The sequence below is a fragment of the Methyloceanibacter sp. genome (assembly GCF_051306395.1).
Classification (GTDB): Bacteria; Pseudomonadota; Alphaproteobacteria; order Rhizobiales; family Methyloligellaceae; genus Methyloceanibacter.
The window spans coordinates 1-20,397 of the sequence record NZ_JBPPND010000215.1; the positions used below are offsets into that span (position 1 = coordinate 1).

The 20,397-nt window shown below is 65.1% G+C and carries 20 protein-coding genes and 2 pseudogenes; 18 read left to right on the forward strand and 4 right to left on the reverse strand.

Annotated elements, in window-relative coordinates; translation table 11 throughout:
* Nucleotides 1-63 precede the first annotated feature (63 nt).
* Genes ACSLE4_RS11215 through ACSLE4_RS11225 form a run of 3 tightly spaced genes read left to right on the forward strand, consistent with a single transcriptional unit; the run spans nt 64 to nt 2,098 of the window.
* Nucleotides 64-813 (forward strand): YebC/PmpR family DNA-binding transcriptional regulator, encoded by a 750-nt coding sequence (locus tag ACSLE4_RS11215; RefSeq protein WP_435904535.1) that lies wholly within the window; start codon nt 64-66, stop codon nt 811-813.
* A gap of 17 nt (nt 814-830) precedes the next feature.
* The gene (locus ACSLE4_RS11220; RefSeq protein ID WP_435904536.1) at nt 831-1,253 is read left to right on the forward strand and encodes a diacylglycerol kinase; all 423 of its coding nucleotides are present in this window, start codon (nt 831-833) and stop codon (nt 1,251-1,253) included.
* Complete coding sequence (locus tag ACSLE4_RS11225) at nt 1,250-2,098, forward strand: glycosyltransferase family 2 protein (RefSeq protein ID WP_435904537.1); 849 nt, start codon at nt 1,250-1,252, stop codon at nt 2,096-2,098. Before ACSLE4_RS11220 ends, ACSLE4_RS11225 begins: the two co-directional genes overlap by 4 nt.
* Before the next feature lie 82 nt (nt 2,099-2,180).
* On the opposite strand, the gene ACSLE4_RS11230 is transcribed toward ACSLE4_RS11225, so the two are convergent.
* A complete protein-coding gene (locus tag ACSLE4_RS11230) occupies nt 2,181-2,870 on the reverse strand; it encodes a hypothetical protein (RefSeq protein ID WP_435904538.1) in 690 nt (229 codons plus the stop codon).
* 196 nt (nt 2,871-3,066) lie between these two features.
* Between ACSLE4_RS11230 and ACSLE4_RS11235 the strand changes: the two genes are divergently transcribed.
* From ACSLE4_RS11235 to ACSLE4_RS11245, 3 genes are all read left to right on the forward strand, one after another.
* Entirely contained in the window at nt 3,067-3,789 is a 723-nt protein-coding gene (locus tag ACSLE4_RS11235) for a response regulator (protein WP_435904539.1), read from the forward strand.
* Complete coding sequence (locus ACSLE4_RS11240; protein WP_435904540.1) at nt 3,786-5,042, forward strand: ATP-binding protein; 1,257 nt, start codon at nt 3,786-3,788, stop codon at nt 5,040-5,042. Before ACSLE4_RS11235 ends, ACSLE4_RS11240 begins: the two co-directional genes overlap by 4 nt.
* Nucleotides 5,043-5,176: 134 nt before the next feature.
* The gene (locus ACSLE4_RS11245; RefSeq protein ID WP_069623545.1) at nt 5,177-5,359 is read left to right on the forward strand and encodes a hypothetical protein; all 183 of its coding nucleotides are present in this window, start codon (nt 5,177-5,179) and stop codon (nt 5,357-5,359) included.
* Between the two features lie 205 nt (nt 5,360-5,564).
* Here ACSLE4_RS11245 and ACSLE4_RS11250 read toward each other — a convergent pair.
* Both ACSLE4_RS11250 and ACSLE4_RS11255 read right to left on the reverse strand, forming a co-directional pair.
* A pseudogene (locus ACSLE4_RS11250) lies at nt 5,565-5,801 on the reverse strand (PAS domain S-box protein); the annotation flags it as partial.
* 96 nt (nt 5,802-5,897) lie between these two features.
* Complete coding sequence (locus ACSLE4_RS11255; RefSeq protein WP_435904541.1) at nt 5,898-8,513, reverse strand: mechanosensitive ion channel domain-containing protein; 2,616 nt, start codon at nt 8,511-8,513, stop codon at nt 5,898-5,900.
* A gap of 133 nt (nt 8,514-8,646) precedes the next feature.
* Between ACSLE4_RS11255 and ACSLE4_RS11260 the strand changes: the two genes are divergently transcribed.
* On the forward strand, nt 8,647-9,105 hold the full coding sequence (locus ACSLE4_RS11260; protein WP_435904542.1) for a lysozyme inhibitor LprI family protein: 459 nt from the start codon (nt 8,647-8,649) through the stop codon (nt 9,103-9,105).
* 4 nt (nt 9,106-9,109) lie between these two features.
* Here ACSLE4_RS11260 and ACSLE4_RS11265 read toward each other — a convergent pair whose 3' ends face one another.
* Entirely contained in the window at nt 9,110-10,033 is a 924-nt protein-coding gene (locus tag ACSLE4_RS11265) for a hypothetical protein (protein WP_435904543.1), read from the reverse strand.
* A 172-nt stretch (nt 10,034-10,205) separates the two neighbouring features.
* On the opposite strand from ACSLE4_RS11265, the gene ruvC reads away from it, so the two are divergent.
* The 11 genes and pseudogenes from ruvC to glmM form a co-directional block, all read left to right on the forward strand.
* Entirely contained in the window at nt 10,206-10,733 is a 528-nt protein-coding gene (gene ruvC / locus ACSLE4_RS11270; protein WP_435904544.1) for a crossover junction endodeoxyribonuclease RuvC, read from the forward strand.
* A complete protein-coding gene (ruvA, locus tag ACSLE4_RS11275; protein WP_435904545.1) occupies nt 10,730-11,347 on the forward strand; it encodes a Holliday junction branch migration protein RuvA in 618 nt (205 codons plus the stop codon). The genes ruvC and ruvA overlap by 4 nt, the downstream gene beginning before the upstream one ends.
* Nucleotides 11,344-12,381: a Holliday junction branch migration DNA helicase RuvB gene (ruvB, locus tag ACSLE4_RS11280; protein ID WP_435904546.1), complete on the forward strand. Its 1,038-nt coding sequence runs from the start codon at nt 11,344-11,346 to the stop codon at nt 12,379-12,381. Before ruvA ends, ruvB begins: the two co-directional genes overlap by 4 nt.
* A complete protein-coding gene (locus tag ACSLE4_RS11285; protein ID WP_435904547.1) occupies nt 12,378-12,836 on the forward strand; it encodes a YbgC/FadM family acyl-CoA thioesterase in 459 nt (152 codons plus the stop codon). Before ruvB ends, ACSLE4_RS11285 begins: the two co-directional genes overlap by 4 nt.
* Before the next feature lie 71 nt (nt 12,837-12,907).
* Complete coding sequence (tolQ, locus tag ACSLE4_RS11290; RefSeq protein ID WP_435904548.1) at nt 12,908-13,609, forward strand: protein TolQ; 702 nt, start codon at nt 12,908-12,910, stop codon at nt 13,607-13,609.
* Nucleotides 13,610-13,617: 8 nt separating this feature from the next.
* Nucleotides 13,618-14,091 carry a biopolymer transporter ExbD gene (locus ACSLE4_RS11295; protein WP_435904549.1) on the forward strand — a complete coding sequence of 158 codons (474 nt, stop codon included), beginning with the start codon at nt 13,618-13,620 and terminating at the stop codon, nt 14,089-14,091.
* A gap of 780 nt (nt 14,092-14,871) precedes the next feature.
* Nucleotides 14,872-15,423, forward strand: coding sequence for an OmpA family protein (locus tag ACSLE4_RS11300; RefSeq protein WP_435904550.1), 552 nt, complete (start codon nt 14,872-14,874; stop codon nt 15,421-15,423).
* 39 nt (nt 15,424-15,462) lie between these two features.
* Nucleotides 15,463-16,764, forward strand: coding sequence for a tRNA lysidine(34) synthetase TilS (gene tilS, locus ACSLE4_RS11305; protein ID WP_435904551.1), 1,302 nt, complete (start codon nt 15,463-15,465; stop codon nt 16,762-16,764).
* Between the two features lie 192 nt (nt 16,765-16,956).
* On the forward strand, nt 16,957-18,885 hold the full coding sequence (gene ftsH / locus ACSLE4_RS11310; protein WP_435904552.1) for an ATP-dependent zinc metalloprotease FtsH: 1,929 nt from the start codon (nt 16,957-16,959) through the stop codon (nt 18,883-18,885).
* A gap of 75 nt (nt 18,886-18,960) precedes the next feature.
* Nucleotides 18,961-20,028, forward strand: a complete 1,068-nt coding sequence (folP, locus tag ACSLE4_RS11315) for a dihydropteroate synthase (protein WP_435904553.1) — start codon at nt 18,961-18,963, stop codon at nt 20,026-20,028.
* Nucleotides 20,029-20,178: 150 nt separating this feature from the next.
* Nucleotides 20,179-20,397: pseudogene (gene glmM / locus ACSLE4_RS11320) on the forward strand (phosphoglucosamine mutase); the annotation flags it as partial.

Genomic DNA, 20,397 nt, shown 5'->3' on the forward strand with positions numbered 1-20,397 from the left:
CCCAGCGGCACCCGGGGGGGCGGGTCTTGACCGCGCGGGCCTGAAACGACTAGGGAACAGGCCATGGCAGGCCATTCCAAATTCAAGAACATCCAATTCCGCAAAGGCGCCCAGGACAAGAAGCGCGCCAAGCTCTTTTCAAAGCTCGCCCGCGAGATCACCACCGCGGCGAAGCTGGGGCTGCCCGACCCGGCCATGAACCCGCGACTCAGGACGGCGATCCAGGCGGCGCGGGCCCAGAACATGCCCAATGACAATATCGACCGGGCCATCAAGAAGAGCCAGGAGGCGGGCGGCGACAATTTCGAGGAGGTGCGCTACGAGGGATTCGGCGTGGCCGGTGTCGGCGTCATCGTCGAGGCGTTGACCGACAACCGCAACCGCACGGCAAGCGAGGTGCGTTCCATCTTCGCAAAGCATGGCGGCAATTTGGGTGAGACCGGCGCGGTCTCCTTCAATTTCGACCGGCTCGGGGCCATCGCCTTCGAGCTGGACAAGGCCACCGCCGACGAGATGCTCGAAGCGGCCATCGAGGCCGGCGGCGACGATGTCGAGACCGCCGACGACGGCCATGTCGTCTATTGCAATCCGGACGAGCTGCATCAGGTCGGCAAAGCGCTGGAGGACCGCTTCGGCGAGGCGCGCACCATGCAGATCCTGTGGCGGTCGAAGACCGATGTGCCGATCGACGAGGAAGCCGGCGAGAAGCTGCTGCGCATGATCGACGCGCTGGACGAGTTAGATGACGTACAGCAGGTTTACGCCAATTTCGACGTGTCCGACGACGTGCTGCAAAAGCTGACGGCGGCTTGAGCCTGAAAGGCCCTCACATGGATGCCCCGACGGACGGTGCTAAGTACAAGCACTTGCAAGAGCAGTCTGCGTTGCCTGGCAAAGGCGGTCTGGCGCGTATCGGCAGGGCGTTTCTGAACACGCTTGGCGGATTTCGCGAGGGGCTCAAGACCGAGGCGGCCATCAAGCAGGAAGCGTTCCTTGCGCTCATCGCCCTGCCGGTCTCGTTCTTCGTCGCCACCGATCTGTGGATTTGGGCGGCGCTGATGGGGAGCCTGATCCTGCTGCTCGCCGCCGAGTTCCTCAACACCGCGATCGAACGGTTGTGCAATCATTTGCACCCGGAGAAGCACGAGGCCATCAAGGTCACCAAGGATCTCGCCTCGGCTGGCGTGTTCTGCGTCATCGCGCTGACAGCGCTGATCTGGATCGTGGCGGTGATCGACCGCTTTTGGATGTGAGCCGCGACGTCAAGCGCTGGCCGCTCCGCGACACCGAGCAGGTCATCACCGGCAACGAAGCGCTATTGGGCGAAGACCATCTGCTCGTCGCCATGACGCGCATGCGCAACGAGGCGCTGATCTTGCCCGACACGCTCGACTATCTCGGCGCCCATGTGGACGCGATCGTCGCCTATGACGACGCCAGCACTGACGAGACCGTCGAGATCTTGCGCGCCCATCCCAAGGTCGCGCTGATCGTCGCCAATCAGACCTGGGAGCAGGATGTGGAGGCGCGGAAGCGCGCCGAAGGGCGGCATCGCGGACTTCTGCTCGATATAGCGCGAGAGGCGCTGCCCCATGAATGGATGTTCTGCTTCGACCCGGACGAGCGGGTCGCTGGAAACTTGCGCGGTTTCGTGGGCGGCGCCCGCGAGGACTGCGATGCGGTGCGGGTCCGTCTGTTCGACGCCTATATGACCCCGGAGGATCACGCACCCTACACCTCGGACCAGCGGCTGCTCGACTTCCGCCGCTTCTACGGCCCCGAGCAGAGGGACATCCTCATGCTGTGGCGCAACCGGCCGGAAATCGGCTTCGCCGAGGGCGACGGCCGCACCCCGCGCGGCATGACGTCGGTCGAGACGGATCTCTACTGCCAGCATTACGGCAAGTCGCTGTCGATTGCCCATTGGGAGGAGACTTGCGACTACTACGTGCAGCACTTTCCGTACGAGACCTACGGGGCGAAATGGGAGGGCCGAAAGGGCAAGGGGGTCCATACGAAATCGGATTTCGGCAACCCGCTTCACGCATGGGGCGAGGAGCTGTTCGCCAACGCCGTGCCGATGCCGTCCGCGAAATAGCGCACGAAAAAAGGCGGGAGCCGGTGGCTCCCGCCTTTCGCGTTTCTAGCCGCGGAGAGGTGCGGCTAGACTGGGGAAGGCGTTACGCGTCCTTATCGTTGTCCTCGTCATCGTCCGGCGTGTCGCCAGGACCATTGCTAGGACCGCCATCAGGGCCGGCTTGCGGCGGTCCGCCATGCGGACCCTTGCCGTCCGGGCCGTGATGGGGGCCGCCTTTCCAGCCGTGAGTACCGTGACCGTGCTTCGCGAAACGCGCCCGAACGCGCGCCTCGATCTCCTTGACCTTGTTGAGCTGCTCCGCGGTGAGCGTGGTGCGGAGTGCGCCGATCGCCGCCTTCAGCTTCTCGGCGCTCTTGGCGCGCTCGATCGACCTGTCGGCGAAGCCCTCGGCGAGCGAGAAAGGCTCGGTGGTGTCGCCAGGCGCCGTCATGCCGGGGCCGCCGGGACGCATGGGCCGCTTCATGGTGGCCTGCAGCGCGTCGGTGAAATCGCGCCAGGTGTCGAGCTGGTCGGCGCGGATGCCGATCTCGGTCTCCATGACGCTCAGCTTCTTGGCCAGGTAGTCAGGACCTTTTGGGCCGTGGTGCCCGCGCCGGCCATGCATGCCGTGTTTGCGGCCCTCGCCGCGGTCGCACATCTTCTTGCCTTCACCGGCCCAGGCACTTTGGCTCCAGCGCCCATCGTGACCGGCCGCCAGGGTCACCGCCGTGAGACCCGCGATACTGAGCGCGGCGACGACGGCGATCGAGGCCATCCTTTTCGAGAACTTCATTTCCAGCATCCTCAAGTTATTGGTGTCAGGCTCTTACCTAAGGTCTCTTCGTTGCCCTTCTTGGTCCGCGCGTATCCGAACGTTGCTGCGTGAACGAGTTTTATGTCGAAACATTGCTGGGCCGGAGACGGACGGATTTCGTTACAAGATTCCTCTCGTGGCCGGCGCTGGACGAGGCTAGAAGGAGGCGAATTCAATGACCGCCCCGCCACGCATACTCGTCGTCGATGACGACCCGGAAATCCGCAAGCTCCTCGCGCGCTATGTGGAGAGCCAGGGCTTTCGCGTGCTGCTGGCAGCAAGCTGCCAGGAGCTGCACGATCAGCTGGCGACGCATCAGGTCGATCTGATCGTGCTCGACGTGATGTTGCCTGACGGCTCGGGCCTCGATGCCTGCCGGGACTTGCGGGCGCAGCGTTCCACCGTCCCCATTATCCTCCTGACCGCGCTGAAGGAGGATGTCGATCGCATTATCGGCCTGGAGATCGGCGCCGACGATTATCTCGGCAAGCCCTTCAATCCCCGGGAGCTGATCGCGCGGGTGCGTGCCGTTCTGCGACGCCATGCCGAGACGGTTCCCGAATCGAGCGACCTCAAAGTCTACCGCTTCGAAGGATTCACGGCCGATCCGCAGCTGCGCCGGCTGACCAACGAGAAAGGCCAGGACGTCGATCTGACGGGTGCGGAGTTCGATCTGCTCAAAACGTTTCTCGACCGCCCCGGCCGCGTGCTGTCGCGCGATCAGTTGCTCGATCTCACGCGCGGCCGCGAGGGCGACGGCTTCGACCGCTCTGTCGACGTTCTGGTGAGCCGCCTGCGCCGCAAGCTCGGCGGCAAGGATCCACAACTCATCAAGACGGTGCGGAACGGCGGCTATCAGCTCGCCGCCAAGGTCGAGATGGGAGACGGGCAGGCGTGAACACCCTCCGCGTGAAGATCGCCGTGCTTTTGGTCGTGGCCATCGTCTCGGTCGTCGGCCTCCTGACCGTCGTGCTCTTCTATCTCTTGGGCCCGCCGCAGCGCTCCGAACGCGCACTCGAAGGAACGGCGCAGCAAGTCGAATTGGTGCTGGGGCTCATCAACGAAGCTCCCGGCGCGGTTACACTGGAGGAAGAGCCCGCGCCCGGGCAACTCTACGAGCGATCGACTGCGGGTTTGCGCGAGGTCCTGACGGCGCGTGGCCTCGATCTTCCGGTCACCATATCGCGCGACGGGCACCATGCGCCGCTGATCGTCTCGGTTCCCATCGCGGACCGCGGGTGGCTGTGGATGCCGACCTCCGGCATGCCGCCGCCCGGTCCGCCGTGGAAGGCTTTGGTCAGATGGCTGACGGTGATCGCGCTCGGCGCCACTGTCATCGCCGTGTTCGTGGCCAACCGAATGGTGCGGCCGCTTGTGTTTCTGGAAGATGCGGTGGCCTCGGTCGGCCCCGACGGGCTGATGCCGGAACTGCCCGAACGGGGCCCGGCGGAGGTGCGGGCCACGGCCAAGGCGCTCAACTCTCTCTCGGCCCGGCTGAAGCGCTCCATGGAGAGCCGCATGCGGCTTGTGGCCGCCGCCGGCCACGATATGCGCACGCCGATCACGCGCATGCGGCTCAGGGCCGAGTTCGTGCCGGATGAGGAGGAGCGCGGCAAATGGCTCAACGATCTCGACGAGCTCGAGCGCATCGGCGACAGCGCCATTATGCTGGTGCGCGAAGAGACCGGCGCCGCGGCGCCGGAACGCATCAGGCTCGATGAGCTGGTCGGTGACATCTGCACCGACCTCAAGGAGCAGAGACTCGACGTGACCGGGGTGAACTTGCGCCCTGTCACGATACGGGCGAGCCGCTTCAAGCTGAACCGCGCGCTACGCAACCTGATCATCAACGCGGCGACCCACGGCGTTCGGGCGCGGGTCAGCGTGAGCGGCGACGGCACCATGGCGCGCATCGTCATCGAGGACGACGGCCCGGGCATCCCGGAGGATCTCATTCACCAGGTGTTCGAACCCTTCTTCCGCGCCGACCGAGCGCGCCGCCAGGATATTCCGGGCGCCGGCCTCGGACTGACCATCGCTTACGAGATCGTGAGCCGGGCAGGCGGGCGCATCGAAATCGCCAACAGACCTGACGGCGGGCTCGTGCAAACCGTCGAGCTGCCGGAAGCCGCCGACGAGGCGAAGACCTAGCTGCCGGTGCCCCTCGTTACCGGGGAAAATCGCGATCTCGCCTTTCAATGGCCCCTCTTGATCTGTCTCTTGGCGATCGCGATCTTCATCGAAGAGCTTCGCGTTCCACTAAGCAGCACCAAGGAGGCCGTTCCATGGATATGAACGAAATCCACGATTATGCACGGCGCTTTCTGGGAACCCATGGCCAGAAGGCGGCGGTCGAGGCCGCCCAGAAGGCGACCGAGTGCGAGAAGCATGGCGACAAGGCGGAAGCCGCGAATTGGCGCCGTATCCAGGCCGCCATCCAAGAAATGCGCGGGCCGCACGTCAGCTAGCAGGAAGTCAGCTTTGGCAGGGTGCGCTTAGGCGCGCTTGAAGACGGTCGGCGCGGTCTCGTCCTCGGTGTCTTGGGCGGCAAGTTTCGCCGGGAGGTGGGGCCAGCGGGCAAGGCCGTCGTGCTGTGCGCCGTTCAAGAGTTCCATAATGCGCGGTCCCGTCATCGGTCGGCCAGAGCCGCAGCCTCGTGGATCATCCCTCCGCCAACTTGTCGGCGCGGTCCTGATCGGTGAAGAATTGGCTGAAATGCCGCCCGACAATCTCGTCGGCCGCGTAACCCTTGAAGCGCTGGGTGCCGCGGTTCCAGTTGGTGACGATCCCGTTCGGGTCGAGCATATAGATGGCGTAGTCGGTGATGTTCTCGACGAGAAGCCGATAGGAGTCGTCGATGGCCGAAGAGCCAGCCCTCAGAAACCCGCCCTGCCTCTCGCCATCCGTCATAGACGCTCTATAGCGCCATCGGCCTTACACGTTGGTTGATGGGTTCCAAGTGATTGAAGTATTTTTCATTTATTCGAGGGGCGCGACAGTGAGCCCTCAGGTTCCCTTCTGGGTTGTGGGGCGCTTCGCTTTGGCCCGGGGGCGGGCGGGCGCTTTTCCATCTTTCGCCGCGCTCTCTTGGGCCACATCGTCGCTTTTGATGTGCATATCGCGCTGCGGGAACGGGATACTGATGCCCGCCTCCCGAAGCGCGGCGAGGATGGCGAAGCGGAGCTCGCTCATCGACTTGATGCGCTCGCGCACGTCGCGCAGGAACACGCGCAGCTCGAAATCGAGCGATGAGTCGCCGAAGCCCGCGAAATGCACGATGGGCGGCGGCGACTTGAGCACGCCGCGATATTTCTCGGCCACCCCAAGTAGCGTGGAGAGCAAGAGCTCGACATCGGTGCCGTAGTCGACGCCGATGGGAATGTCGAGGCGGCAGCTCTTGTCGAGATGCATCCAGTTGACCACGGGGTCGGTGATGAGTGTGGCGTTCGGGACAATCACCGATTGCCGATGGATGGTCTCGATCTCGGTCGAGCGCACGCTGATCTTCTTGACCGTCCCCTCCTGGTCGCCGACTTGGATGTAGTCGCCGATCTTAATGGGACGCTCGACGAGCAGAATGAGTCCGGAGACAAAATTGTTGAAGATGCTCTGGAGACCGAAGCCGATACCGACGGACAGCGCGCCGGCGATGAGGGCGAGATTCGAGAAGTCGACTCCGAGATAGGAGATGCCGGCAACAGCCGCGAGCACGAAGCCCAGATAGCCTATGCCGACCCGCACCGAGTCATTGAGACCGGAGTCGCTGCGCCGGCCCGCGAACACCCGGCCCGTGAACCAGCGTTGCACGAAGCGCGTGAGCAAGAGACCGACCGCGAAGACGGCGAGCGCGATCAGCACCGACTGAAGCGAGATGTGCAAGTTGCCGAATTGGAAGCCGAAAAACGCCGCCTGAATCCACCCCTTCACCTCGACCCAATCGAAGCGCCACAGAAGCAGGAGAATCGTGACGCCCACGGCGATGATGGCGATGTCTAGGAGCAGGCTGACGATGATGCGGATCGTCAGCAGCGACGGCGCGCCCATGTCCTTGTCTTCGTCGAGCTCGTCGTCGATCGGCGCCCCGGAGATGACGCTGACGCTGGAAATGTCCTCCGCCATGAGATGCAGCAGATACATGATCCAGAGCACCCCGGTCGTGGTCACAAGATGGGTGCCGATGAAGCGCGCGAGCGATTCGTAGCCGAGCAGCATGGCGAGCAGGATGACGGCCGCCAGCAGCGCCATGAACGAAAACAGCCAGCCGCGCCAGCCGCTGAACGCAGCCTTGCGCGTGGTCGGGCCTGACTGAATGGCGAAGAGGATGACGGCCAATAGCACGCCGTAAATTGCCGCGAAGATCGCCGAACGCAACACCGAGACCTGATAAGGCATGTACACGACGCTATCCGTCAGCACGGAGAGCTGGTCGACCAGCCAGAAAGCAATCAGGGCCCACAGCAGTCCCGCGATGCGCCACGCCATGGGCTCGCTTGCCGGGATCAACTTGTACGCTGGATCCTGGGGGACGAGCGACTGACGGACCAGGCTGCCAAGGAAGATCGCCCAGCCGATCGAGAGCACGGCCTTGAGGAGAAACCCATCGAGGGTGGGGTCCGCGAGCCCCGCGGAAGCGTTGATGGCATAGAACACGGCGAGCCCCGTCCAGACCGGCAAGCATCGCCACACAGACTTCTTGAAGGCCTCGGTGCCGCATTGCTGCAGGGTCGGCGCCTCGTCCTTTTCCGCCTGGCGCGCCGCTTCGTGACGTGTTTCGTGCCGCCCAGTGAAGCGCGCCACGACCGCGGCGGCGGCAAGCGGAATAAAGAAGAGAAGGATCAGAAAGACGGCGCCGATATTCCAGGCGTGCTCGAACCAGTCGCCGATTGCGGCGAGCACCTGATCGGTTCGTTGGGGCACACGCTCCAGGCCCGTCGGGATGACATAGGAGTAAAAGTTCGGCACCGGTTCGAACAATGACTCGGTGAAGCGGTCGCGGCGCTCATTGTTCGCCGCGTCGATTAGTTGGCCGGCGCGCACAAAAAGGATATCCGCCTGTTTCAGCCTGCCGTCGATGGCCGCGACCTCGGCCTCGAGTCGCTTGCGTTGCGCGGCGATCTCGGCGCTTTCTTTCGGCGCGCCGTCTTCCGGCGCGGGGCCGAGCTTCTCCAGCCGTTCGCGCGCGCCCTGGAGCTTGGGTCTCAACTTCGCGCGTTGCCCGACAATCTCCTCGCGCAGTGCCTCGAGGAGATTGGGAATGGTCCTGAGCTCCTCATCGGTCGTCGCCTCGTCGGCGATCGCCTCCTCCTGCGCTTTGATCTGATCGGCCCATTGATCGAGTGCCGCGCCGAACGCGACAACGGTCTTGTCGTTGTTGACTTCGGGCTCGGGCGCGACAGGTTCGGCGTCTGATGGCCTGCCCTCGGCTTTTGGCCCATTCGCTGATGGCGCTGCTTCCGCTGGCGCTTCGGCCGTCGGCGCGTCGGCGGCGGGGGCTTCAGCCGGGGGCGTCTCGGGTGCCGTCGCCGGAGCAGGGGCGTCCTGCGCGCGTGAGAGCGGCGCCGCGGGCGGCAAGAAGGCGAGGCCCATCGCAACAAGACACAGGAGATGTCGCCAGTTCGGCATTGGTCGGTTGTATCCTCCGCGCCGGGCGTGTGTTGGAATTGCCCATTGGCTTTCAAAGCATTGCCCGGTCGTGCGAGACTTTGGCCATGACAATGAGGAAGATTGACGGCAGGCCAAGCGTCAAGGGGGCAGGATGAGCGCTCTATCACACGCGAACGGGGGCATGCGCAAACCTCCGCGCCCATTATGGTATCTCGCCGCGGTTCTGGGCGGCTTGGCGTGGCTTGGTGCGGTCGGCGGAGACCAGGCGGACGCAGCGAGCCCGTGCGCCGACGCTGCCACGACCATCGCCATACGCGAATGCCTGGATAAAGAATACACGCGCGCCGACGCGGAGCTGAACGCCGTCTGGAAGAAGGTCATGGCCCATGTGAGTGACGCCGACTATCTGCCGGCGAAGGAAGCCAAGGCTTGGAAGGACGAGTTGCTCGACTCCCAACGCGCCTGGATACAGTTCAAGGAGCACGATTGCGACGCCGTGGGCTTCGAGTGGTATGGCGGAACCGGTGCGGCCGGCGCCATTTTGAGCTGCCTGCTCGAACACACCGAGGCGCGGACCAGCGATCTCAAAGCCCGGTATTTGGATCGCTAGCGCTTCAGCTTGTGAGAACAGCAGGCAATCCGCCGCGCCGCGGCTCGATACAGACCAAGGCCGTGCTGGGGCGCACGATCAGGGCGCGATGTCCAGTCGCCGCGTTCTTCTCGATAGCCTGCCGGACTCGCAACGCGGCCCAAGACCAGCTGTCAGTGCCGGTCTTGAAAGCCGCGCGCGAGAGGCCCGCAGCCAGGACGCGCGTTCGCGTGGTGCCGGCTGTCACTTTGCTAGCCAGCCCGCGCCCCAGTCTTGGGCTCTCAACCATGATCCAATGGGACACGGCGCTTTGCGTTTTGGACCAGCCGTCGGAGGCCCGCGCCTCCAAGGTGGACACAATGCGCCGTGCCCTATGTCTTGTCCGTATCCAGCCGATCGAGGCTCTGCGGAGGCCGGGTGCCGCGAGGATGGCGGCCTTGGCGCTCAGCAGGGCAGCATAGGCCGACACCTGCCCCCGGAAGACGATGCCGGCCTGATCCGAGGCGCGGATCGTCCACGCAAGCCCGGCGGTGCTCGCCTCGAGGCCGGTGCGGGACAGCGAAAGCCCTGTGCGCCAAGCCCAGGAGGCTCCGGCAGATATCCATCGCATCATTAGGCGCGAAAGCGCGTGGGCTCGTGGCGTCGCCCAGGTCAGAAAGGCCCTGCCGTTCCGCACCAGGAAGGCGGTGGTGGTACGCGCAAAGGCATAGGTGGCGAGGGCGAGGCGCCGCGACAGCCAGGCCGCGCGCTGGCGCTTCAGTTCGAGCCGGCGCAACGCATCCTCGCGTCTCAGGCGTTGGGCCCGGCGGCGTTCGTCCCGGTGGTAGCTTTCCAGCCAGCTGTGATGTTGCGTGAGGTCGTCCAGGGTCGAGGCGATGAGGCGCTTCGACCTGCTGATGTCGTCCTTCGCGGCCTCGACAGGGTCGAGGACGCCACTGGCACCGGTCATGGCGGTGCTCCCCCTAGAAATCCCAATGGGCGCTTGGAGTTGCTTCCCTCGGAACTCCACACTGCGTACGCCCAAATCCCTAACGCCGGGCTAGCAAAATCCGTTCCCCCTGGCGGTTGATTTGCCCCTCCTGGCATCCTGCTCCTGCCGTGCCCTGTGCTACGATTCGCCTATGAGGGACGCGATTCGCATTGTGGGCATCGACCCGGGCCTGCGGCGCACGGGCTGGGGCGTCATCGACACCGATGGGGTCAGACTCGCCTATGTGGCTTGCGGCTCGGTCTCATCGGACGCGGACGGCAGCCTCGGGGAGCGCTTGCGCCAACTGTTCGACGGGCTCTCGCAAGTCTTGTCGCAGTTCGCACCGGTGGAGGCGGCCATCGAGCAAACCTTCGTCAATCGGGATGCCGCGGCGACGCTGAAGCTCGGCCAGGCGCGGGGCATCGCCATGCTGGTGCCCGCCTTGCAGGGTCTGGTGATTGCCGAATATGCGCCCAACGCGGTGAAGAAGACCGTGGTGGGGGCGGGCCACGGGGACAAGGATCAGATTCGCGCCATGGTGAAATGCCTGCTCCCCCGGGCGGTGCCCGACAGCGCCGACGCAGCCGACGCGCTCGCCATCGCAATCACGCATGCTCACTCGCGGAGTTGGACGAAGCTGGTGGAGTCCATTGCTCTGGCCGAGAGGGCAGTGTCATGATCGGCAAGCTTACGGGCATCGTCGATTCCTTGACGCTCACCACGGCGATCATCGACGTGGGCGGGGTCGGCTACGAGGTGACGCTTGGTGCGCGACAACTGTCCGCGCTGCCGCCGGTGGGCGAGCCGGTGACGCTGTCGATCGACACCCATTTCAGAGAAGACGGCGTGCGGCTCTACGGCTTCGCCACCGAGCATGAGCGGGCCTGGTTCCGCGCGCTGCAAGCGGTGCAAGGCGTCGGCGCCAAGGTGGCGCTCGCGGTGCTCGGCACGCTGAGCGCCGCCGATCTCGCCAACGCCGTGGCGCTTCAGGACAAGAACCACGTCGCGCGCGCCCAAGGCGTCGGCCCGAAAGTCGCCGCGCGCATCGTGGCGGAGCTCAAGGACAAGATGCCGGCCTTGGCGCCCGCCATCGTAATCGGGGGCGCGGCGCCTCAACCCATCGCCGTGCTGCCCGAAGGGCTTGCGGCGCGCGATGCGGTTTCGGCGCTCACCAATCTCGGCTATGCCCATGGCGAGGCGGCCGCGGCCGTTAGTACCGCGATCGGCGTGGCGGGACGCGAGGCCCGAGCCGAGGAGCTGATCCGCCTCGGGCTTAAGGAACTGGCACAATGAATGAACGTGTGCTGGCTTCGGCGAAGCGGGACGACGACCAGCCGGACGCGGCGCTCCGGCCGCAGACGCTCTCGGAGTTCATCGGCCAAGCCAAGGTCCGCTCCAACCTCAAAGTGTTCATCGACGCGGCGCGCGCCCGGCGCGATGCGCTCGACCATGTGCTGTTCGCCGGGCCGCCCGGTCTCGGCAAGACGACGCTCGCCCAGATCGTGGCGCGCGAGCTCGGCGTCAATGTCCGCGCCACCTCAGGCCCGGTGATCGCCAAGGCGGGCGATCTGGCGGCGCTGCTGACCAATCTCGAAGATCGTGACGTCCTTTTTATCGATGAAATTCATAGACTTAGCCCGGCGGTGGAGGAGATCCTCTATCCCGCCATGGAGGACTTCCAGCTCGACCTCATTATTGGAGAAGGCCCCGCCGCGCGTTCGGTGCGCATCGATCTCGCCAAGTTCACGCTGGTCGCCGCCACCACGCGCACCGGACTTCTCACCACACCCTTGCGCGAGCGTTTCGGCATTCCCATCCGGCTCGAGTTCTACACCGTGCAGGAGCTCGAAGAGATCGTGCGGCGCGGCGCGCGGCTGCTCGGTCTGCCGCTCACCGATGAAGGCGGGCATGAGATCGCCCGGCGGGCACGCGGCACGCCCCGTGTGGCGGCGCGGCTCCTCCGCCGTGTGCGCGACTTCGCCTCGGTGCAAGGCTCAGGGGCCGTCGACGCCAAGCTCGCCGACAGCGCGCTGTCGCAGCTCGAAGTGGATAGCCGCGGGCTCGATGCGCTTGACCACCGCTACCTTAGGCTCATCGCCGTGAACTATGGCGGGGGGCCCGTCGGCATCGAGACGATCGCCGCCGGTCTGTCGGAGCCGCGCGACGCCATCGAGGAGATCATCGAGCCCTATCTGCTGCAGCAGGGCTTCATCGCGCGCACGCCGCGCGGCCGCGTGCTGACGGGACTTGCTTTCGAACATCTCGGGATCGTGCCGCCGGCACAGCCGGCGCAGTTCCCGCTCTTCAACGGCAGCGACGCAGAGTGAGCAACTGGCCCGACCTTGCCGGCCGCATCGAGGGCGACACCCACGTGTTGCCGGTGCGCGTCTATTTCGAGGACACGGACTTCACCGGTCTCGTCTATCACGCCAACTTTTTAAAGTTTTGCGAGCGCGGCCGGTCCGACTTCATCCGCATGCTCGGCATCGACCATCGCAGCCTCGCCAACCCGAAGGAAGGGGAAGCATCGGTCTTTGTAGTGCGGCGCATAGAGGTGGATTACCTAAAGCCCGCCCGGATCGACGAAGTTCTGGAAGTGGTGACGCAATGTGCGGAGATCGGCGGGGCCACGCTCATCTTATCCCAAGAGGTGCGCCGTGACGGGGTAGCGCTGGCGCGGCTCAAGGTCAGTGTCGTATTGGTGTCGGAAGCGGGGAAGCCGCAGCGCCTGGGACAGTTGGTTCGGGGCGCCCTTGAACGATTCGTGAAGCAGGCGTGTTGATCGTAGCGAAGAGGGATATTACCAGCAGTTTGCGCGAGCCGCCCAGGAGCGCGCATGCCACGAGGCCGTGAATGAATCCGGATGTCGCCGTCGATCTGTCGATCTGGGAGCTGTTCAAGAACGCCCATATCGTCGTCCAGCTCGTCATCGTTGGGCTCCTTGCCGCCTCGGTGTGGAGCTGGGCCATCATCATCGAGAAGTTCTTCCTGTTCGCCAAGGCGCGTAAGGAGACTGACAAGTTCGAGCAGGTCTTCTGGTCCGGCCAGTCGCTCGACGAGCTCTACCAGGCGCTCGCCCAGCGCCGGAATGTGGGTATGGCGGCGCTGTTCGTGGCGGCGATGCGCGAATGGAAGCGCTCCACCGAGCGGGAGAGCGGCGAAGCGGCCACCCGGCCCATGCCGGGCGTCCAGCTCCGGGTCGAGAAGGTCATGGATGTCACCATCTCCCGCGAGGTGGAGAGGCTTGAGCGGCGGCTGACTTTTCTGGCCACGGTCGGCTCCACCGCGCCGTTCGTGGGTCTGTTCGGCACCGTTTGGGGCATCATGACGAGCTTTCAGGCCATCGCCACGACCAAGAACACCAGTCTGGCGGTGGTGGCCCCGGGCATCGCCGAAGCCTTGTTCGCGACCGCGCTCGGCCTGCTCGCGGCCATTCCGGCCGTGATTTTCTACAATAAATTCAACGCGGAAGTCGGGAGGCACGCCGCCCGTCTGGAGGGCTTCGCCGACGAGTTTTCCGCCATCCTGTCGCGTCAAATCGACAAGTCGATGTGAGGACGGCCATGGCAGCAGGATGTCAATATGGCGGTGCCCTTTCCAAACGCCGGGCGCGGCGTGGCTACAGGGTGCCGATGAGCGAGATCAACGTCACCCCCATGGTGGACGTGATGTTGGTGCTGCTCATCATCTTCATGGTCACGGCGCCGCTTCTCACCATGGGCGTGGATATCGGCCAGAACGCCAATCTGCCCGAGGTTGCGCTGCCCCAGACGGAGGCCGGCGCGGTGACCCCGGTGCAGAAGGCGCTCAGCATCACCGTGGATGTGGACGGCAAGATCTTCCTCGAGGAGTCGGAGATCGAGTTCGAGGAGCTGGTACCGAAGCTCACGGCCATCAGCGAGACCTTCGGGACCGGCCAGGTCTGGGTCCGGGGTGACGCGGCCACGTCCTATGGCGACGTCGCCAAGGTGCTGGTCCGCATCAAGGAGGCGGGCCTCCCGGTCACCCTCCTCACCGACCAAATCGCGCAGCCCTGATCGCCTCGAAAGCCTGTGTTTGAGGGTGAATTCGGCCGGTTTACCGCCGGTTTTGCCCATTTTTCAGCCGGTTGTAGCCCTACGCGCCGCGGTTGCGGCGAATTTGCAACACCCAGTCACCCATTCTTAATCGGGGAGCCCCAACGTGGTTAACCACGCCTTGATCGGCGTCTCTCAGGGGGATAGCTTGATGGGGCTGGAGGATGAGATTCGGCGTGGCATTTTCGCATCATAGCCCGGGAAAACGGTCCCAGGACACGCGTCCCACCTTGATCTGATTGCGCCGCGCCGGTACATGCAAAGACGGCTATTGCCGTTTTAACCAAAGGAGAGAAGACCATGCAGGGTTTGAAGGGCGTTATCGCCGCCGCCATGCTCGTGGCCGCCGCCGTTTCTCTTGGTGGCTGCTTCGGCCATCACCAGAAGGCCGTTGTGGTTGAGCCGCTGAAGCTCGGCTAGCAGTGTTGCCGGAGACCTTCGGGTCTCCAACCAACGGGATTATGGATGCCGGAACGCCGAAGCTTAAGCGGCGGCGTTCCGGGCATCCTTTTCCTATTGGGCTCCAGAAAGCCCTTGGGCGTCGATCGTCGTTTGACGCATCGATCCCCCGACTGGCGGCTTCGAGCCGCGCTCGGCCACTCCCCTCATATTCCACCTGCCGCTCTCCTCATATTTCCACCTCAAGCCTCATTTTTTCGCAGGCCCGAACCGGCTAAGGCCGCGTTAACGGCTGGCCCCTACGATTCTTCGAAAATTAAGGCTATGCGGGAGTAACCGGTCATGCGTCTCCGCGGTGGTTTTGGCCGCGCTGGCACGCTCGCGGGCGTGCTTGCTTTCGCCTTGGCGCTTGCCGCCTGCTCGGGGCAGGTGGGACAGCCCAAGGAGTACGAATTAGGGGCCGCCGCGGCGGTCACGCCGGGAGGCGTCGAGGATTTCGCGGCCAATGCGGGCGATGTGGTCTATTTCGCCGGCGATAGCACGGCCCTGTCGCCTGCCGCCCAAGCCACGCTGCGCAAGCAGGTTCGCTGGCTGAACGGGCACCCCGGATACCGCGTGACCGTCGAGGGACACGCGGATGAGTGGGGCACCCGCCAGCACAACCTGACTCTTGGTGCGCAGCGGGCGATCGCCGTTGAGACTTTCCTCAAGCAAAACGGCTTGCGTGTCGACCGCGTCCACACCGTCTCCTACGGCAAGGAGCGGCTGGTCGCGGACTGCACCGCGCTCTCCTGCCGCTCGCAGAATCGCCGCGCGCAGACGGTCTTGAGCGCATCACCGCCGCGCGCTGACCCGCGAGCCTTGCCGCACGCCTTGCCCGATGGCGCATTGTGAGCGAAACACATCTGTCGCCCGAAGGAGCCGAGCGCCCGAATGCACGCAGAAGCAGTCTCACAAGAAGAGGCGGAAAATCTCCTTGTTCCGCTGGCGCGCTTTCGGCGCGTCGCGCTCGCCGTCTCCGGCGGCCCCGACAGTCTCGCGCTGATGCATCTCGCCGCAAAATGGCGCGACAGGCATGGCCGTCCCGCGCTCTTCGTCTTGACGGTCGATCACGGTTTGCGCGCCGGCTCCCGCGCGGAGGCCGAGATGGTCGGCCGGGCGGCGAAGGCGCATAACGTGTCGCATGCGATCCTCACCTGGAAGCACGGCGCGGTGGATGCGCGGGTGCAGGCGCGGGCGCGGGCGGCCCGCTACGACCTGATGGCGGCATACTGCACGGCCCATGACATTCAGGCTTTGGTCACCGCGCATCATTTGGACGATCAGGCGGAGACGTTCTTGATGCGCCTCAAGCGCGGCAGCGGGCTCGATGGGCTTGCCGCCATCCCGCGAGAAGGGTCTTGGGCAGGGCTCAACCTGCTGCGGCCGCTGCTCGATATCCCCAAGGTGCGCCTCGCGGCGACGGCGGACGACGCGGGCCTCTCTTATGTCACCGATCCGAGCAACAACGATGCGCGCTTCGAGCGCGGGCGCATGCGCGGGGCCGTGGACGCACTCGCCGGATTGGGGCTCGCGCCGGAGGCGATTGCCTTGTCAGCGCGGCGCTTGCGGCGCGCGCGGGCCGCGCTCGAGGCTGCCACGGACGATTTCCTGAGCCGCCACGCCGAGACGAGCGCGGCGGGTTATGCCGACATCGACCTTGCGGCACTGCTCTCGGCGGCCGAGGAGATCGCACTCCGGGCGCTCGCCCGGCTCATCTTCACGGTGGGCGGGGCGAGCGAGCCGTCACGGCTCGCCAAGCTCGAGGCGCTGCTTGCCGCGCTGAAAGCCGATCCGGACAAGGCGCACACGCTGGGGCGCTGCCGAATCACGCCGCGGCACGGCCGGCTCCTGTTCTTCCGCGAGATGCGAAAAGCGGGGCTTCCCGAGCTCGAACTCCGTCCTGGCGAGCGGATGCTGTGGGACAATCGCTTCCGCATCGAGCTGGGGGCCGGGGAAAGCGCCCCCATCACGGTGCGGGCCTTGGGGGAGGAGGGCCTAAAAGTCCTGAAAGAGCGCGAGGCGCTGCCGCCGTCCCTGCCGCCGCCGGCCGCCAGGGCGCTGCCCGGCTGCTGGCGGGGTGGCAGGCTACTTTGCCTTCCCGATTTCGATCGAAAACCGCTTCAGCCCGCGCCTTCCTCGCGCCACGAAGTCGGCCTTGACTGCCGGGCGACCTTCCTGCGGGGCGCATTCTGAAAGGGGGGCGCGGCGGGATGCCCGGAGCGCCCCAGCCATTGAGGAAGCGTGCACCTCTTTCCGTTAGCTTTACTTGGCAAAAGAAGTGCCCGTTCCTATGTTAACAAGGCTTACTAAGCCATTCTGCGCCAGGACTTCGGGGGGCGTGCGCCCGGGTGGCGCGTGCCGTAGATCAAGCCGTCAGGTCAGTTCATGAATTCGAATTTCCGTAACTTCATTATCTGGGTGTTTATCGGCCTTCTCCTGGTCGCACTCTTCAACCTGTTTCAGACCCCGGGCGTACAGGTCCGCGGCAACGAGATCAGCTTCTCGCAGCTTCTCTCGGAGGTTGATGGCGGCAATGTCCAGGATGTGACCATCGCCGGCAACCAGATCACCGGGCATTTCACCGACGGCCGGAACTTCCAGACCTACGCGCCGAACGATCCGAACCTGGTCGAGAAGCTGAACAGCAAGAACGTGAAGATCACCGCCAAGCCGTCCGAGGAGGACGTGCCGTCGCTGTTCGGCGTGCTGATCTCTTGGTTCCCGATGCTGCTGCTCATCGCGGTGTGGATCTTCTTCATGCGCCAGATGCAGTCGGGCGGCGGCAGGGCCATGGGCTTCGGCAAGTCCAAGGCGAAGTTGCTGACCGAGCGCCATGGCCGCGTGACCTTCGATGACGTCGCCGGCGTCAACGAGGCGAAGGAAGATCTGCAAGAGATCGTGGAGTTCCTGCGCGACCCGCAGAAGTTCCAGAAGCTCGGCGGCAAGATTCCGCGCGGCGCGCTGCTGGTCGGCCCTCCGGGCACCGGCAAGACGCTGCTGGCGCGCGCCATCGCGGGCGAAGCCAACGTACCGTTCTTTACGATTTCCGGCTCGGACTTCGTCGAGATGTTCGTCGGCGTCGGCGCATCGCGTGTGCGCGACATGTTCGATCAGGCGAAGAAGAACGCGCCGTGCATCATCTTCATCGACGAGATCGACGCGGTCGGCCGTCACCGTGGCGCGGGCCTCGGCGGCGGCAACGACGAGCGCGAGCAGACCTTGAACCAGTTGCTGGTCGAGATGGACGGCTTCGAGGCCAATGAAGGCATCATCCTCATCGCCGCCACCAACCGGCCCGACGTGCTCGATCCCGCTTTGCTGCGGCCGGGCCGTTTCGATCGCCAGGTGGTGGTGCCGCGTCCCGACATCATCGGCCGCGAGAAGATCCTTAAAGTGCATGTGCGGAAAGTCCCGCTGGCGCCTGACGTGGACTTGCGCATCATCGCGCGCGGCACGCCGGGCTTTTCCGGCGCGGACCTCGCCAATCTCGTAAACGAGGCGGCGCTGCTTGCCGCGCGCCGGTCCAAGCGGCTCGTCACGCAGAACGAGTTCGAGGACGCCAAGGACAAGGTCATGATGGGCGCGGAGCGCCGCTCCATGGTCATGACCGAGGAAGAGAAAACGCTGACCGCTTATCACGAGGGCGGACACGCGCTCGTGGCGCTGCATCAGCCGGCCTCCGATCCGGTCCACAAGGCCACCATCATTCCGCGCGGGCGGGCGCTGGGCATGGTCATGCGCCTGCCTGAGCGGGACATGCTGTCCCATACCCGCGCGAAGCTGAATGCGGACATCGCGGTGGCCATGGGCGGCCGCGTGGCCGAGGAGATCGTGTTCGGCCACGACAAGGTCACTTCCGGCGCCTCATCCGACATCAAGATGGCGACGCAGCTTGCGCGCGCCATGGTCACCCAGTTCGGCATGTCCGATAAGCTGGGGCCGCTGGCTTACGGCGAGAACGAGGAAGAAGTGTTCCTCGGCCATTCCGTGGCGCGGCAGCAGAACCTGTCTGACGAGACCCAGACCATTGTCGATGAGGAGATCCACCGCATCGTCGATGAAGGGTTGGAAGGTGCGCGCAAGATCCTCTCCGAGAATCTCGACGATCTGCACACCATCGCCCGGGGGCTGCTGGAGTACGAGACGCTAAGCGGGCAGGAGATCAAGGACCTGCTCAATGGCAAGCCGCCGGTGCGCGAGGATGTCACCGAGGAAGCGCCGCGTCCGGGGCCGCAATCCGCCGTGCCGTCGACCGGCCGGGGCAAGAAGCCGCCGGAGCCGGATGCGGGCGGCCTGGAGCCTCAGCCCACCTAGGCCTCGCGTCACCAATGAAATTTGCGCATGCCCGGCCTTTCGCCGGGCATGTTGCTTTGTGCTAAGGCTCAAGCCATGGCAGAGGGAAAGCTCTATCTCAGGCCCATTGGGTTTCTGTACGGACCGCCGGCGGAGGCCGCGATCGAGGACGGTCTGGCGTTGCCGCTGGCCGGCGGGCCGATCGCCTTCACGGCTGCTGTGGTGATCGAAGGCGACCTGACCAGCTCGCAGCGGCGCCTTGTGTCCGTCGAGGCGCTGGAGGAATCGCGTGACGCCGATCTCGGCGCCGTACTGGAGCGCGTGACGCGGCCGCGTCCACCCTTCGCCGGGCTCAGCCTCGCGCGGCCCACGCTGATGGGCATCGTCAACGTGACGCCGGACAGCTTCTCCGACGGCGGGCTCTACGACGAGACCGAAGGCGCGGTAGCTCATGCGGCCGAGCTCGCCTCGGAGGGCGCCGAGATTGTCGATATCGGCGGGGAGTCCACGCGGCCGGGCTCAGATGCGGTCGCCGACGACGACGAACTCTCCCGGGTCGTGCCGGTGCTCGAAGAGCTCAAGGGCTCGCCCGCGGTGATCTCCATCGACACGCGCAAGAGCACGGTCGCGCGCGCCGCGGCAAAGGCCGGCGCCAAGATCCTCAACGACGTCTCCGCGCTCACCTATGACCCCGCCTGCCTAGACGTGGCGGCGGAAGAGGGGCTCGACGTGGTGCTGATGCATGCCCAGGGCGTGCCCAAGACCATGCAGGACAATCCCACGTACGACGACGTGGTGCTGGAGGTATTCGACTATCTGGAGTCGCGGATCGAGGCGTGCGAAGCGGCCGGGATCGGGCGGGCGCGCATCGCCGCCGATCCGGGGCTCGGCTTCGGCAAGACGCTCGCCCATAATCTCGCGTTGCTCGCCAATCTCAGCCTGTTTCACGGGCTCGGCGTGCCGCTTTTGGTGGGGGCCTCGCGCAAGCGCTTCATCGGCGGGCTCGGTCAAAACAAAGACCCGAAGTCCCGCGAGCCGGGCAGCCACGCGGCGGCCATCGCCTCGGCCGCGCAAGGGGTTCAGATCCTGAGGGTGCACGACGTGGCGGGCAGCCGCCAAGCCCTTGCAGTCTGGCGCGCAAGCATGTTTGGTATTGAAAATTAAGGAAAATCGGCGTCCGATCTGGGATGGGATGTAATCTTTGCTTACATTTGTTGAACGCATCTCGCCACGACCGGGAGCATAATCCGATGTTAAGCCGGGTGAGTTCGAACGAGGGTACCGTCCGGCGGCGCAGACGGGGGAATGACCGGGATGGCTCGTAAGTTTTTTGGCACGGACGGAATCCGTGGCAGCGCCAACTCGTATCCGATGACCTCGGAGGTGGCGCTCAAGGTCGGCATGGCTGCCGGCAAACTCTTCACCAACGGCTCCTACCGCCATCGGGTGGTGATCGGCAAGGACACGCGCCTGTCGGGCTATATGATCGAGTCCGCGCTCGTGTCCGGCTTCACCGCCGTGGGCATGGACGTG